The sequence below is a fragment of the Faecalicoccus pleomorphus DSM 20574 genome, from assembly GCF_000420345.1.
Taxonomy (GTDB): domain Bacteria; phylum Bacillota_I; class Bacilli_A; order Erysipelotrichales; family Erysipelotrichaceae; genus Faecalicoccus; species Faecalicoccus pleomorphus.
Genome location: NZ_ATUT01000024.1, coordinates 1 through 15,318 on the forward strand (window position 1 = coordinate 1; position 15,318 = coordinate 15,318).

14 protein-coding genes are annotated in these 15,318 nt (G+C 32.2%); 5 read left to right on the forward strand and 9 right to left on the reverse strand.

Features of this window, described 5'->3' with window-relative positions:
- The first annotated feature begins 27 nt into the window (after window positions 1-27).
- Together G413_RS11990 and G413_RS0109165 are read left to right on the forward strand one after the other, a co-directional pair.
- Complete coding sequence (locus G413_RS11990; protein WP_282705400.1) at window positions 28-1,221, forward strand: IS1595 family transposase; 1,194 nt, start codon at window positions 28-30, stop codon at window positions 1,219-1,221.
- 14 nt (window positions 1,222-1,235) lie between these two features.
- Window positions 1,236-2,219, forward strand: a complete 984-nt coding sequence (locus G413_RS0109165; protein ID WP_022790585.1) for an IS3 family transposase — start codon at window positions 1,236-1,238, stop codon at window positions 2,217-2,219.
- Window positions 2,220-2,344: 125 nt separating this feature from the next.
- Here G413_RS0109165 and G413_RS11420 read toward each other — a convergent pair whose 3' ends face one another.
- The 8 genes from G413_RS11420 to G413_RS0109205 form a co-directional block, all read right to left on the reverse strand.
- Window positions 2,345-2,881, reverse strand: a complete 537-nt coding sequence (locus tag G413_RS11420; RefSeq protein WP_022790586.1) for a hypothetical protein — start codon at window positions 2,879-2,881, stop codon at window positions 2,345-2,347.
- A 2-nt stretch (window positions 2,882-2,883) separates the two neighbouring features.
- Window positions 2,884-3,681, reverse strand: coding sequence for an endonuclease/exonuclease/phosphatase family protein (locus G413_RS0109175; protein ID WP_022790587.1), 798 nt, complete (start codon window positions 3,679-3,681; stop codon window positions 2,884-2,886).
- A 172-nt stretch (window positions 3,682-3,853) separates the two neighbouring features.
- Entirely contained in the window at window positions 3,854-4,243 is a 390-nt protein-coding gene (locus G413_RS0109180) for a hypothetical protein (protein WP_022790588.1), read from the reverse strand.
- Window positions 4,244-4,256: 13 nt separating this feature from the next.
- On the reverse strand, window positions 4,257-4,697 hold the full coding sequence (locus tag G413_RS0109185) for a very short patch repair endonuclease (protein ID WP_244910573.1): 441 nt from the start codon (window positions 4,695-4,697) through the stop codon (window positions 4,257-4,259).
- 35 nt (window positions 4,698-4,732) lie between these two features.
- Entirely contained in the window at window positions 4,733-7,297 is a 2,565-nt protein-coding gene (locus G413_RS11425) for an SNF2-related protein (protein ID WP_022790590.1), read from the reverse strand.
- On the reverse strand, window positions 7,284-8,486 hold the full coding sequence (locus G413_RS0109195; protein WP_022790591.1) for a hypothetical protein: 1,203 nt from the start codon (window positions 8,484-8,486) through the stop codon (window positions 7,284-7,286). The genes G413_RS11425 and G413_RS0109195 overlap by 14 nt, the downstream gene beginning before the upstream one ends.
- Window position 8,487: 1 nt before the next feature.
- Window positions 8,488-10,968, reverse strand: a complete 2,481-nt coding sequence (locus tag G413_RS0109200; protein WP_022790592.1) for a sigma factor-like helix-turn-helix DNA-binding protein — start codon at window positions 10,966-10,968, stop codon at window positions 8,488-8,490.
- Window positions 10,961-12,481, reverse strand: coding sequence for a Sau3AI family type II restriction endonuclease (locus tag G413_RS0109205; RefSeq protein ID WP_022790593.1), 1,521 nt, complete (start codon window positions 12,479-12,481; stop codon window positions 10,961-10,963). Before G413_RS0109205 ends, G413_RS0109200 begins: the two co-directional genes overlap by 8 nt.
- Before the next feature lie 143 nt (window positions 12,482-12,624).
- Here G413_RS0109205 and dcm point away from each other — a divergent pair, with 143 nt between their 5' ends.
- Window positions 12,625-13,875 carry a DNA (cytosine-5-)-methyltransferase gene (gene dcm / locus G413_RS0109210; RefSeq protein WP_022790594.1) on the forward strand — a complete coding sequence of 417 codons (1,251 nt, stop codon included), beginning with the start codon at window positions 12,625-12,627 and terminating at the stop codon, window positions 13,873-13,875.
- Window positions 13,876-14,012: 137 nt separating this feature from the next.
- Here the strand turns inward: dcm and G413_RS12120 are convergent, their stop codons facing one another.
- A complete protein-coding gene (locus G413_RS12120; RefSeq protein ID WP_022790595.1) occupies window positions 14,013-14,180 on the reverse strand; it encodes a hypothetical protein in 168 nt (55 codons plus the stop codon).
- 29 nt (window positions 14,181-14,209) lie between these two features.
- On the opposite strand from G413_RS12120, the gene G413_RS0109220 reads away from it, so the two are divergent.
- A complete protein-coding gene (locus G413_RS0109220) occupies window positions 14,210-14,896 on the forward strand; it encodes a hypothetical protein (protein WP_022790596.1) in 687 nt (228 codons plus the stop codon).
- 15 nt (window positions 14,897-14,911) lie between these two features.
- Entirely contained in the window at window positions 14,912-15,313 is a 402-nt protein-coding gene (locus G413_RS0109225) for a hypothetical protein (RefSeq protein ID WP_022790597.1), read from the forward strand.
- The last annotated feature ends 5 nt before the right edge of the window (window positions 15,314-15,318 follow it).

A 15,318-nucleotide genomic window follows, 5' to 3' on the forward strand; every position in this document is an offset into this window, starting at 1 on the left:
AAAATATTCAGTGATACAACAAATACCATTTTTTCTCATACAAGAAGCCATTATCATACATGGACCACCTTTATTGCCTGCGAACTCAATCAGATGACACTGGAACAGGAGGTTGTGGCTACAGGAAAAAGTAAAACGACCTGTTTTCACATGCGTCATAAACTTTATGCAGCAATTGGAGCCCATATCCGGAATACTCTTTTAAAAGGAATCGTCAAGATGGACAGTACATTTACCGGTATCAATCTGAAAGGTATGAAAGCTAAGAATATGCCCCGGATAAGTAAGGTCCGGGGCAAATCGAAAACAGATGCAAACCACAAACATAAACGGGGAATCAACAGTCACAAGGTTTGTATTGTGACTGCCGTAGATGAATGGGATACCATGTTGCTTGAGATAGCCGGTAACGGAGCAGAAAGCACGGAAAAATATCAAAAATACATTGAACGTTTTGATGAAGACTGTACGATTGTTTCTGATGGCAAACAGGCCATTCTTGAGTTTGCTTCCAACAATCAATTTCAAAAAGATACGATCCGGCCTAAACCAAACCAAAAAAACTATGCAAGTCAGAATGGAAACAGTCTGGGTGAAGTGAATCAGCTGCATCAGGAATTCAAACAAATGATCAAACATTATCATGGAGTCTCCATAAGACATCTTCAGCACTATAAAATGGACCCTGTAAAACGGACACCAGAAAAAACCACCGATGTTGGTAAAACTGGATTCTGTATTACAGAGTCCTTTTCTTTTGGTAAACTGTTTTCTTGGAAGGACGGTATAACTATGGGTAAAAATTATTTTACAGATGAACAAGTCAGGGAACTGGAGAAAAATCCTTACGTTATCAGTGTAACGACTAAATCTGTTAATTATTCCGAAGATTTTAAGGAATTGTTTTTGAAGGATTATAATGCGGGTATGACTCCTATCAACATCTTCAAAAAATATGGATTTGACCCATATATACTGGGCAAAGAAAGAAGAAAGAGTTTTATCAAGCGTATAAAAATGGAAAGTCAACGTTTAGATGGCTTTAAGGACATGCGTAAAGAAAACAGTGGACGTTCAAAAACAAAAGATATGACTCCTGACGAAATCATTGAACGCCTTCAGCATCAAAATCACGTTCTCAGGCAGGAGAATGATTTTTTAAAAAGAGTCAGATCTATCAACAGAAGGCAACTCTCAAAGATGCAAAAGAACAAACCGTAAGAGAAAAATATGTCTTGATTGAGAATACCTTGGCATCTTCCCGAAACACACTGTCTGTTACTTATTTATGCGAAAGTGCAGGTGTTTCCCGAAGCGGTTATTATGCCTACATACGGAATAAAAATGATCCCGATTCCTATCTGAACCAGAAAGAGTTGCAGGATCAAAAAGACTTTGATTTGATTCTGGAAGCCTACAACCACAGAGGATATAAGAAAGGCCGCAGAGGAATTCGCATGCGTCTTCTGCATACGGGAATTATCATGAACGAAAAGAAGATTTCAAGACTGATGAATAAGTTTCATCTTCTATGTCCCATACGAAAGGCCAATCCCTACCGGCGAATGATGAAGGCCATGAAAACCAGCAATGTGGCTCAGAACCTGTTGGAACGAAATTTTGAAGACTATGGACCTGGATATGTATTATTAACGGATATAACGTATCTTTTCTTTTCCAGAAGAAGAATCAAGGCCTATTTATCCGTGGTCAAGGATGCCTTTACGAAGCAGATTCTGTCCTATGTAATCTCTCTGTCTCTGGAAGAAGACTTTGTACTTGAAACGATTGAATTATTGTTTGCCCATCATAAGATGGATATACATACAGATGCACTGATTCATTCGGATCAGGGTGCTCATTATACATCCTACAAGTTTATAGAATTATTGAAATCAAAGGAAATCCGTCAATCCATGTCCAGAAAAGGAAACTGCTGGGACAATGCTCCGCAGGAATCCTTTTTCGGACACATGAAAGATGAATTGGGCGATTTCAAAAATGTGGAAAGCTTTGAAGAGCTGAAGACCATCATTGACGACTACATGGACTATTACAACAAGGAACGGTATCAATATGAACTGGCCAAGCTTTCACCCAATGAATATGCCGAATATTATAAGACGGGTATATATCCATTAAAAGAAGTGATTGAAGAACCGATTCAGTTTATTGAAAAATTTAAAAGAGTCAGAAACATTACGAACGATAAATTTTAAAACAGATTGATATACGCCGATAATAGCTATTTAAAAGGACTTTTTGAATTTCTTTGTGCTCACAAACCGATACAAATTGGTATGGTTCTGACTAAAAATGTGGTGAGTTTGTGGTGAAAAGTAGTTTAACCATTATTAGAATTATTCTTGCTCGTCTCAATACGTAATGATTCATTTATTAAACTCTGTAATAATTTAAGCATGGTTTCAGAATCGATTGCATTTTGTATAATATTTTCCAATTCACTCATAGAACTTGCTAATATCGGAGTAAAATTCTTTTTAAAACATTCGTGATATATGTCTTCGTTCATAACAATCTTGACTGGATAAGCTGTTGATCCATATTCAATGAACATCATTCTATATTTATAATATTCCATGTTAGAAACTGATAAATATACCTCGAATTTATTTCTTTGTGGAAATAATTCTCCTAATTCAGATTGTATATCTATCTTTGTTCCACTTAATCCAGATGCTATACTCACCATAGAAGTTAGACTGCTCTTTGTGTATGATTCGATTTCTCCAGTGTATTCCTCGATTTTTCCAAAAATACGATTTTGAGTTGCCATAGAAATTTGCTGTAATAAATCTCTTATTACTTCTTCCGGTTTTTTTGTATCTAATAAGTTGAAATTAAAATCTGATTGTTTCATTTTTATATCTCCTCAAGTATTTCACAAAAAATTGGAAAGTGATCACTGATGTTTTTATTAGGATGCATCTTGTTGTCAAATAAATCCCCTAAATAACAATCTGTGATAATTTCTAAATTTTCATTGTTAAAAAAGGGTATGAGCTCTTGACTGATAATAACTTGATCAAACATGTACCACATTGGATTATGTAATCTTGAGTTATTGTAGTAGTATGTCCCAGGCGGATAGTGAAAATTTCCGAACAAATTCCACATAGGGTTGTAATATTTTTTATAACATTTACCATTAACGGTACGGTATTTTGAGTCTTGTGCATTTAGCACCGGCAATCCATGAAAACCATCAGCGTTTAGACATCCCTGATTATATGGCATTTCATTCATGTCCCCTACTAATATTATTTTTTTTGAATTAATTTCAGAAGACAGATTATTAACATCGTTAATGATGGATGTCATTTCTAGATGTCTTTCGTTTGAATAATCACCATGTAAATCAGTAGGTAAATGGAGCCCACAAATAATGAATTCGTTATTTATTATTTGAATAGAATAATGGTTATTTTGCGTTGCAGGGCTTACGTTTATAAAGTTAGTCCACATACTTATTCTATTACATCCTATATTACATGTTTTTGTTAATGGAATGCCAATTTCAATTAGTTTTTGACTCAATTCATTTTCGTCGGCAGAATATTCTGCCGTGATAAGGATATCGATATTTTTTTCTTGAACAATGCTAGCAATATAATCATTGATTTTTGGGTTTTTGTATGTATTCCAGAATAGTAGACGCATATTACACCTCATTTATATAAATTGATTTTCAAATAATTTATCTTTCATTGACGTGAAATTAAATTACTCTCTGTATTTAAGTGAATTCTCGTTAAATTTGATAAAAATCTTGCAAGCATTTTGTTAGAAATTAATTATATCACCAAAAGGTTCATAAATAATAAAGCGTATATCAATTTCTCATACTTGCTTCAATTTTTTCTAGTCGCTTTTCAAATTCCGGGGAAATTGCTCCAACTTTTTTTGGAATTTCTCCTTCTTTTAAATACGAAGCAAATACATATCTCGCTGCAGCAATACGATCGAAAGCAATATCCCCTAAAAAAGTATCTTTATTAACCTTTATTCCGGGAATTTCGATTAGATTGTTTTCCATGCAAGATAGAACATATCCAGCTAAATCATCTTCATGCATAGAAACTTCCTCAAACGCATCTTTATTGATTGTGAAGGTGTGGCTTGATGCAGTAAATTTTTGGTCCATCGTACATCGATATTCAATAATAGTTTCTGTTTCTTTAATAGCCTCAGCAAGCAAATAATCAAATTTAATTAATCCCATACAATTCCTCCGGTTATTTTTCGTTGATATCCATTCCTATGATTTGTAAGTAGATATATTCTTCTATTTCGGAAATACAATAATCGATATTTTTAGAAACATCATCAGACCATAAATGCACAGGAACCCAGCCCATCTGTCTTAGTTTAGTATCATTTTTTTGGTCTCTGCCGATGTTTTCTTGTATTTTTTCAACCCAAAATTCTTTGTTGGATATTAATTTTGGTTTTTTATTTTCAAAATCTTTCCCATGCCAGAATTCTCCATCAACGAAGATTGCAATCTTATATTTGGTTAATGCGATATCTGGTGATCCTGGAAGTTTTTTATAATTCAAACGATATCTATATCCCTTGTGCCATAGTGCTTTAGCCAATGCAGTTTCTACTTTGTTGCGTTTTAGTTTTACATTTGCCATGCGTTTAGAAATTTGTGGCGTAGTTTTTAACTTCATATGCTTCATAGAATTTTTCTAATATTTTTTTCAAATCAGTCATCATTTAATAAATCTCCCAGAACAAATGTTACATCATCATTAGTTGCATATACATTCTCCAAGACATTTCTTTCAATAGCTTCAAGCATGTTTTCCTCTTTATCTAAAAGTCTTCTATAAATTCTTTTGTCTAATGAATAATTATCATAGATGGTTTCCATAAAATAATATTGCGTATATGTCCCCTTCTTCAACCCTAATCGATGGATTCTGTCTTTCGATTGCAGCAAATGCACTAAATTGTAACTGTATTCAAAATAGATGGCATCATGACAGTTCTGATGTAATGATACCGATTCTGCAAGTGTATGTGGATTAGTAATCAAAACATCAATATCTTTGGATTTAAAATTCTGAATTATTGTTTCTCTTTCCTCACTAGAAGTGCTACCTGTGATTTCTTCTGCGTTGATACCACATATTGCTAAATGGGATTTTAATCTAGAAATAGAATTTCTAAAAATACACCAAATAATCACACTTTTTCCTTGAGAAACCAACTCTGAAGCTAAATCAACTGTTGCTTTGAATTTGGAAGTCTCATCTATGGAATCTATCAATTCTTTTATATCCTCTGAATAGTCAACATAGTCGAAAGATTGAATTGTTTCGTCAAAGCTCAATATATCTTGAAAGTCCGAGAGGTCTATTTTGTCTAATAGCATCTTGGGATTTGATTCTAACTGTAGTAATCGAATTACTAGGCCAAACTGGTTCTTGCGATATTTATCCTTGAGGATGTCTAAAATTTGGCTTTCTGCACTTGTTCCTTCTATTTCGATAATAATATCTTTATTGCACGGCGGCACCCTTAATTGTTCTTTCGTTGTTCTACAAAAGAAAGGATTGATTTTATCATTAATTTCTTCAATCAATGATAAATCAGGATTTTTTAATTGTTTAGGTGTAAACCCAAAGAAATTCATGTAATCATTAGGAAATAGTAAATTTAGGTTATTATAAATGTCTAGATAACTATTTGGAATTGGGGTCCCAGTTAGTGTTATTACATAATTTGCACCTTTGGAAATTGAAAGACATGCGTTTGCATACTTTCCATCAATGCCTTTAATTTTATGTACCTCATCAAATACAAGCAGTGTTTTTGATGAGGCTATTTCTTTTAATTCATCATGCAAAGTTTGAACAATTTCATAATTGACCAGAATTAAATTTACTTTTCTTGAAGAAGATTTTTTTAATGCTTCTTTTTTCTTTTGCGAGGAATATAGTTCTGGATTATCGATTGATAAGCATTTCAAGGGAATATTATCTTCAAAGCAAGCTTTGAATTCATCCCTCCAACTTATAAAAGAATTTTTCGGACCTATCATTAAAATTCGGTCAACTATTTTCTCAAAATTAAGATAGGCAAATACACCCAAGACAGAAGATGTTTTTCCGGATCCAGGCACAGAGAAGTTGCTGCTTTTTTTCATAGAATACATGAAAAAAGCATCCCATAATTGTTTCTCTCTCAGTTGTCTTGAAAAAAGTGGAGTAATCCTGCTTTTAAAATTCTCAAATGGTTCTTGAACTATTTCGTCATGACGTTTAATTGATGCGCCCAATCTATATCTGTTTTGAATAAATAGCTCTTTTTCTTCCAGATACTTTTTCAGTCTATCAGACATTATCACTTTAAAATCTAATTGAGATGAATAGGTTTTAAAAATGTTAAATGCATTTTTTACATATTCAATCGAATCATCTTTATTTAAAGTGATGAAGTCTTCAGAATAATTTGCAATAAATTTTTTAAGATGTATTTTATATAAAGCTTTTTTTACTAAAGAAGCCTTGTCATTCAAATTGTTTGCAATGACATATTTTTCGTTGACCATATCAAATATCAAGGTGTTACGTTTCAAATAGATAGGGTCATAAATGATTTTCCCATTATTAAAAGAGAGTATCTTATTTCTTACAGCATCTGGCAAAAATGAAGAATATATACCTTTCTTCTTATTATTCCAGATTTCATCAAAAGTTTTTTCTTGTATAATAATTTTTTGATAATCAAATGTTGAAGATAGCCAACTACAAGTGATATTGAATGATTCATAGTTAGCATCAATTGCAGCATAAGTTTCATTGTTTGAGCCTTGAGCGTATATTTTATTACCGTTCGAATCTGTAAATATCATAAATTTATCATGGAAAATTCCTTTTTTTGTAAAAGCTATTTTGATTTCTATAACTCCAATTGCAATTAAATAAGCGAGATTAGAAATATTTTTTAATTCGTCTTCATTGATAGTAGTTTCATCTAATGAATTGATTATTTCGTTGACAATGGCTTCTTTTAGAGTGTGTCCTAACAATATTTCTTGATAGTCCTCTTCACTTAGTTGATAAGAAACTATCAGCTTATAAGTTCCTTTATTCTTTTTAAATTTTTCGAGTCCTTTTGCATAACTTGCTAAAGCTTTTGCAGAAAAGTAACCACTGGCCCGTTTGCATGATATTGCTTCCTCAAAAATGGGTATATAAAATGATTTGACTATGTCATTTGTATATGAATTATATACAGGAATCCATTCTTTATCTTTGAACATCGATTTCACTCCATATCCTATCCATGTTTTCTTTAGCTTTTTTTAGCTCCAAACAAAAGGCGGCGCGATTTTCTTCACTTAATTGTTTTACAATATTAAGGTCAATTTGCATTAGATACTCTTCCACTTTTTCAATCAATGATAATGGAACATTTTTAGCTTTCTCTAAGTTAGCTGATTCATCTGCTTTATTTAATGATTTTTTTACTTCGTATGCAAGTTCGGATTGCATGCTGATTTTATCTAAAGCTTTTCTGCCTGAATCTTCACCAATTGTATCTAATATCTTTATTCCTACATTCTTTTGCTCTTCAATGAATTGTTCCAAATATTTCGGATATTTAGCTATATTTTTGATACGTCTAATTGTTCGGGTAGTATCACCTGTTGATCCCACCGCCAAAATATTGAAAACTGCAGTTTTAATATCGTATTCTTTATCTTCAGGAACATTACGCAATATACCTTGTAACTCTTGAAGTGGACCATCCAAATTTAGTTCTCTGGCAATATAAAATTCTTCATCTGCATTTATGTATTCTAAAAACTCTACCATTAAAATAGCTTCATTTACTTTCTTTTTGATTTCATTGATTGTGGAATTCGTTGTATTTGCATATTCTTCTATCGTGATTAGTTTGTTTTTTATCACATCTTTATATAAGCCTACCAATTTATCGATTGGAGAATAATCCACCCTTTCTTCTTTTCCATGCTGTAAAAATAATTCTAATAATTTGATTTCTTTGCTACTAGATTCGATATCTTTTTCTAGAATCACGGACTCGAAATATCTTGTTTTTTTTGGATGCTCTTTTTGTAACTTACGTAAACATGTGTATCTTCTATTTCCATCAATAATTCTTCCATCATTGAGGACTACACCGGGTTCGTTTTGTCCCACGAGATCAATGTTCTTTTTTGTTTTATTTAAAGCTATAGGATTTGATTGTTCGATAAACTCTTCAATAATAGAATTGTATTCATCACTTTTAAGCTCTGGAAGTTTATTTCCTTCAATCTCAAATTTATTCAACCATGTTGAAATTCGATCGTTTTGATCATTATAATAAAGTAAGTCTAGATTGATTCTATAAACTGGCATAAAAATAGTTTCGTTATTAAAAACCATTTTCTTTTTTCCATTTGTTATCTCTACACCGTTTCCTAACATATCTAATAGTTTCATATTACCTAAATTCCTCCAAATATTGATCATAATCTAAATATACTTTTTCCAAGTCGTCGTTATAATATAATGAACTTTCTTTTAACAGCTGTTTTATATCGCTTAAATCACAGCGAAGTCCGTATTTGTCCTCAATAAAATCCATTATTTCATAAATGTTTTTTTCATTACTAATATCTACTACTTCCTCAATAAAAGAAACTTGCGTAATTCTCTTTTCAGTTTTTTTAAAAATCCAATGATTTTGAAATAGTAAACACTTGATTTTTTGATTCCTTCTAAATAATGAAGTGTATATATAATCGTTTAATCCATATTCCCTAAAAACATCTTCAAATCCATAAATTGAAATTAAATTATCGATTGTAAAATATTCGTTTCCTACCATATCCTCTATTGACTCCACATATTCAATCAAATCATTTTTTGACATTCCTAAAACTTCTTGAATTCTATTTTGATTTATATACATGTTTTTATCAATCTGTAAATAATCATAGTTTGTTATTAAATCATATAAGTAAGAAGTAAAACTTGACAAATACTTAAATCTTTTATCAATTTTAGAGGAATCAAAAACATTGTTTTTGTTTATTAATTTAGATTTAAAAAAATCTATTGCACTTGGGTAAATAGATTTAATCATGTAAGTAGAAAATTTAGTATAACCCAGATATTTAATGTTATTTTTAGCTAACCAATCAAGTGAAAATTCTCTTTCTTTTAAAATGTTTTCAAAATCTTCGATAAAGTAGAATTCTTCGATTAGTAATGTCTGTAACTCAATATATTCAGATTCTGGTGGCCTTTCAGCAGCTACGTTAATCATTCCATTTTGTAAATATTCAGAAAAATAAGTGCCAAAATAAGAAATAAAAGAGTTTTTTCTATAGCCATATTCCATTTCCATGAAATCGTAAAAATCATCAGCTTCAACTGGAGAGTAGGCTAATATACAGCTTTTCACGAGTTCATACTCATTAGCATTTCCGAACTGGATTTTGGGCATTCGTAAAAAAGAAACATCGATATCAGGACAGAAATTTTTAAAATGTAATCCTATTTTTAATACATTATGTAATTCGTATTCATCTGTTATATTCTTTTCTTCTAGATAATCCTTGTTTTCAAAAAAAAGCTTTCTAGTTGAAATGATTACATCATGATATTTTGTAAACTCTAATTCATCTATAAGTTCAAGAATCAAATTTTTATCAACTGGATAATATTTATAACCCCTCTGGAATGCATTAATAATATTAAATTTATGGTGATTATTAGCCAAATATGTTTCTTCCAACCGAATACGAGAATCAATTTCTGGATTATTTCTCTGTAACATATCTAAGCAAGCTTTCAAATCATGCATCGAGAAATATTCTTTCATGATATTTTTTGCAACATACTCTACAATGGTAGTTGCATTATTTTTTAATTTTTCTCCTTCTAAATAGATAATATTTTTCTTTGTTAGTTTTTTTATATAGTTTGGAGAAATATAATCCATTTTTACCAAATCATCTAGAGTTGGAGAAGTATATCCTTTTTTGTATTTAATTTTCAAATAATTATAAGTTGTTTTAGTTTCTTCAAATGCTTCGCAAAACTCATTTAGACTAAAATTAAATTCTAAAAAAATCGAAGAGTATTTATCTTCAAAAACTGGAGGCATATTTTGAATCTTTTTATATATGATTTGCCTTACCCGCTCTCGAGTAATACCATAAATAGACCCTATTTTTTCCAAAGTTTCCCCGTTTAATCTTCGTTTAATTATATTTCTCGTTTTTTCGACTTTAATATCATTAATATAGTCGAATAGCATAAGCTGATAGATGTCGATTTTGTTTTCAGATACTCGAATTTTTTTTGATATCTCTAATAAACATAAAGCATCATTAATCATATCCTCATTTTTATTTATCTTATGTAAGAGGTCAGATTTGTTCGTCACTTGGCTCTTATTTAATAAGCTAACGATTAAATCTGCCACTTCTAGTATTTCGTTATAAACGCTTGTGAAAACTTGATTTAGAGCTTCTCTGAGCTCTCCACTTTTCTTCTCTCCTAAACCAATATTTGTTTGCAATTTAGTTACATTCATTACTAGTAATTCATCCATTGTTAAATTAGAATCTAACACTTTTTCTAGAATTGTCATAGAAATTCCAAATTCATAAAGGCAATATGGAGATATTCTAGATAAAAAGTTTTCATCATTTTTTCTCAGTTTAGAAATAGCATTTGATATTTTGGTATATATCAAATGAGGTTTACTTTTAATACGAGCGCAAAAATCAGAATAGTCAATGCTAATAAATGTCCGCAGGTCAATATTTGAACTATGAAGTTTTTGAATGTATCGAGGGTTCAACCCAATTTCGCATATTGTGTAATCATTAAGACATGAATACTCTATCTTCCATTTGGATAATATTTTTTTAATTGGTATAGTATTTATTTTCTTACCATTATCATTCATCACAGTCACCATTGATTTGATTAATAATATATTTTTTATTTAACCAAAAACTTTGCCTTGTCATATAATCCCCATTGGGTAATTCATCTGCATCTCTATCGATATTTCCATAAGTGTATAATCCATGTATCAAATAAGCACTTTTTTGAGCATGTGGGCGGATATGAATGATAGGATTATCTTTGGCTTTCGGCAAATCATTCTCCACCTCTTTTTCCCCGTTCGACTTCTTTTTCAGACGGAAGGATATACCTTGTTTGATTTTATCTTGAATTGCTCTCCAACCAGAATAAACAGTATCATTCAAATCTTGATAAGGCATATTCCAAAACATTGATTTTTCTAGAACATAATCATCTCCATCTTTTTTAAACAGCACAAAAAAGAATCGGGTCGTATCAAAATATTCATGTATTGTTGAAGTTTCCCATTCTTCTTTTACCAATTCTTTGAACTTGAATGGTGCGAATGACATATTCTCTCTTATTTTTCCATTTGCTTCGATACGAATTGTTTTTACTTCTATACCAGCTTTCACAAATTCTTCAGCATGGTTTCCAGTAATCCCCAGCATCTTAAAAGATAAAGTATTCCATTGTGCTTTGTTGTTCGTGTATGGGACATCGAAAAGCTTGCATAATTCTTTATCTGACATTCCGATATATTTACCAATTTTTGAAGTAATCAATTTTTCGAATGTAGTATCATGTAATTCATTTTCTTGGATGATTGGTTCACAAGGTACATTGTTCTTCAAGATGTATTCATGAAGAACATAGTTCATATATTTTTGCTTGTAACAATAGTTTCTTTTCTTTGCCAACGTATGGTCCCCATAATATTGAGGGACCATACTCTTCTGAGCTGTTGCTCCTTTAGTGGCGGCTCCAAGGTATAGGGTATCGCTTTCGCTAAGTTCATGAGCTTTTCCCGCTTTGATCTTATCGTTTATCTTTTCATAATCTTGACGAATAATCATTAAATCTTTTTCAGGTGGTGAAAAGAAATTCACGAAGCTGATTCGATAATCTAAACGATCAACTGATTTGTTTCTTATGTATTGTACCAATAATATCATCTTTATCTTGTTCCATAGATGGCTTTGATAAAAGCTTTCCTCTATTGGAGAATCAAAAGAGATATTTGTTATGGATAATCTTTCTCCAGCTCTAAGTTCACCTTTTTTAGTTTTATCGATAGGTGTTTGCTTCAATTCGATACCAACATTGGAAAAGTCTGCTTCTTGTTCACTATTTGGCTTGTAACCAAAATAGCAATTTTCTAAGAGACCTCCAAGTTGTCCTTTAGCGCTAGGATTATAGATATAATTAGGGGCCATATATGGTGTGATTGACTCACGAATCCTTGAAGAATCTGTTATGTGCATATCCTCGTATTGCTTGATTGGAGATTCATTATAAGCGTCCACTATTTCCCTAAAGGTCATTCCTTCTAATCTTTTTGCGTATCTGTAGATACTATCTTTATCTTTGTTATCGTAGTCAAAAAGCATAAAATACCTCATTTATGCTAACATTATAGCATTTTAAAACGCTTGATCGAACAAGAGAAATAGTGTATACTAAATTAGATGATTTTCAGGTTAATCATTTCAATGAAATCATTTATAATATCAAAGTTAAGTGAGGTAGCGATATGAAGAAGACAGTGATTGAACTTTTTGCGGGAGTCGGTGGATTTCGAGTAGGGCTCAATGATATCCATGATTTCGATGAAGATGGTAGAGCAATCGAGAACAATGATTGGGATTTCGTTTGGGCCAATCAATGGGAACCTTCGACAAAAGTTCAACATGCCTATGATTGCTACACAACACGTTTTGGTGAGGGCAGCTGTTCTAATGAAGACATCAGCAAGGTCGATAAATCGGCTATCCCAGATCACGCTTTGGTTTGCGGAGGTTTCCCTTGTCAAGATTATTCTGTGGCACGCTCCCTTTCAAAGGAAAAAGGGATAGAAGGAAAAAAGGGTGTCTTGTTTTGGGATATCGCTGATGTATTGAGAATCAAGAAATCACCATTCGTATTATTAGAAAATGTAGACAGATTACTAAAATCTCCTGCCCGACAACGTGGAAGAGACTTTGGAATCATGTTACGAACTTTTGATGAGCTAGGATACAATGTAGAATGGCGAGTTATCAACGCAGCAGAATATGGCTGTGCTCAAAGACGAAGACGTGTATTCATCTTTGCCTGGAGAAAAGACACTAAATATAATAAGAATATCGATCCAGTTTATGCTGAGAGTTATTTATTTAAGAATGGTTTGTTTGCAAGTAGTTTTCCTGTAGAAGATCCAGAAGATTTTGTAAATGATTTCAAACTAATCGATTTGACAAAATATCAAGACACAGTCGAAATGACCTCTTTATTCCAAGCTAGATTCGAGAATACAGGTATAATGATAGATGGACTGGTTGTCACTGGTAAGACTATTCCTATCCAAGTCAAACCAATCACTTTAAGAGAAGTTAGAGAAGATAGAAATCATTTAGAGCATTATTTTTTAACAGATTCTCAAAATGAGAAATTTGAATATCTCAGAGGTCCCAAAAAAATCGAGCGTAGGAATCCTAATGGCGAGATATACTATTACTCGGAAGGTGGTATGTGTTACCCAGATAACTTAGATTTGCCTGGTAGAACTATGCTTACCAGTGAAGGTAGTATCAATCGAAGTACACATGTCATCGAAGATAAAGAAACAGGAAAGAATCGATTGTTGACACCTATCGAAGCAGAAAGATTACAGTCTTTCCCAGATGACTGGACAAACACTGGAATGCCTGAAAAGCGAAGATATTTTATGATGGGTAATGCTCTTGTAACTAAAATAATCAACAAATTAGAACCTAATTTAAGGGAAATAATCAATAATGAGTAAAAGATTAATGTTAGATTGAAGTTGAAAAAACTTCAATTCAGGCCGTTGACAAAGTTGCTCTTTGAGCTGACTTTGTCATTCGGCTTTTTTTAATCTCCACTTTTTCAATAAAAATAGGATTTTTTAAGCTATGTTTATCACATAAACCAACCATAAATCTTTTTTTCTACCGCTTTTTTAATAAATATTTTATTAGCTCTCAAAACAGGTAGTTTGTCAACAAACTGGATTGAAGTTGAAAAAACTTCAATTTTTTCTTGACTTTGGCCGTCTAGCCGCTTATGATAAGCTTGTAAGACGTCCATTGGACGTATAATGAAAGGATGATGGAGTTATGGCACTCAAATCGTTAAAGAAAACTTTAGTTTACTCCGGTGAATCCTCTCGAGATTTGATTGAATCCATGATCGAGGATCAAGCTATTTTCAGCAAGAGTAATGGATCTACGATCATGGAAGATTACATACTCAAGGGGTTATTGACGGAGAACACTACTATTGCGAATTGGATTAGTAGTATGTATACGCTACATTGGTCTACCGGAAAAATTATATCCGCTGTTTTTGAATACAACTCAGCGGGTGTCAATTGGGGAACCAAAGGTCTTCAGTTGCTGCCTATTATTGAATTTGCGATACGAGAGCAAGATTTTGCTAGAAAATGCAAGGTCGATGAAAAAGATATGTTCTATGTTTTCGACCAATTAAACTCGATAAGGGCAAAGTTCTTAGACCTCGAGCAAGAGAGCTTAGACCTTGAATCCAAAGCTAAATTCAAAGAAGCACAAAATTATGTTAAACGTTTGATTGAAAAGTCAAAGAGTAATTATGCTTCAGTTCCATTTGTTGATTACTATAAATTGATCAAATTATATTGGGTTGAATTATGCAATTGGACTATTCCATTCAGAATGCTCTCATGTATATCTGATATGCAAACTGGATGGAGAGATGACGTTGAATCACGTTGTGAATTGGTTGAATTGTTGAAAGCATTGGCTAAATCATGGCCGATTGATTAAAAGGAGGAGGCTTTTATGAAAACAATCATTTTGAAAAACGGATGTGTAAAATATCCAGACCATTGGATCGCAGTCAAAAATATTGAACCATTGGATGCAACAAATTGTGGAGTTTTATCAATTAGAAATGGTGTTAAATTTGGAATCCCGCCTGTTCTGTTTTTTCTACAAGAAAAAACAATCAATGAGATGACAACTGATGACGAGAGGTTGGTATATGAAGCATGCACAAGTCATTTGCCGAATTTTTCGAATATTATGACTTTACAAGTAGATCCTAGACGGGATTCTAATGGTAATCTTCTAAATCTTGAAAAATGGAACGAAGCACCAAATATAGGATGGTTTCACGTTTTCGATGCGGATGATGACCAGAACGCTTTTACAGAAGCTTTGATTTATCGTGAGAAACTATAGTCATC

Coding starts and splice junctions, on each gene's coding strand:
- G413_RS11420 (WP_022790586.1), bottom strand. CDS start 2,881: ATGAAACAATCAGATTTTAATTTCAACTTATTAGATACAAAAAAACCG.
- G413_RS0109185 (WP_244910573.1), bottom strand. CDS start 4,697: ATGAAGTTAAAAACTACGCCACAAATTTCTAAACGCATGGCAAATGTA.
- G413_RS0109180 (WP_022790588.1), bottom strand. CDS start 4,243: ATGGGATTAATTAAATTTGATTATTTGCTTGCTGAGGCTATTAAAGAA.
- G413_RS0109195 (WP_022790591.1), bottom strand. CDS start 8,486: ATGAAACTATTAGATATGTTAGGAAACGGTGTAGAGATAACAAATGGA.
- G413_RS0109175 (WP_022790587.1), bottom strand. CDS start 3,681: ATGCGTCTACTATTCTGGAATACATACAAAAACCCAAAAATCAATGAT.
- G413_RS12120 (WP_022790595.1), bottom strand. CDS start 14,180: ATGGACGTCTTACAAGCTTATCATAAGCGGCTAGACGGCCAAAGTCAA.
- G413_RS0109225 (WP_022790597.1), top strand. CDS start 14,912: ATGAAAACAATCATTTTGAAAAACGGATGTGTAAAATATCCAGACCAT.
- G413_RS0109200 (WP_022790592.1), bottom strand. CDS start 10,968: ATGAATGATAATGGTAAGAAAATAAATACTATACCAATTAAAAAAATA.
- dcm (WP_022790594.1), top strand. CDS start 12,625: ATGAAGAAGACAGTGATTGAACTTTTTGCGGGAGTCGGTGGATTTCGA.
- G413_RS0109205 (WP_022790593.1), bottom strand. CDS start 12,481: ATGCTTTTTGACTACGATAACAAAGATAAAGATAGTATCTACAGATAC.
- G413_RS11425 (WP_022790590.1), bottom strand. CDS start 7,297: ATGTTCAAAGATAAAGAATGGATTCCTGTATATAATTCATATACAAAT.
- G413_RS0109220 (WP_022790596.1), top strand. CDS start 14,210: ATGGCACTCAAATCGTTAAAGAAAACTTTAGTTTACTCCGGTGAATCC.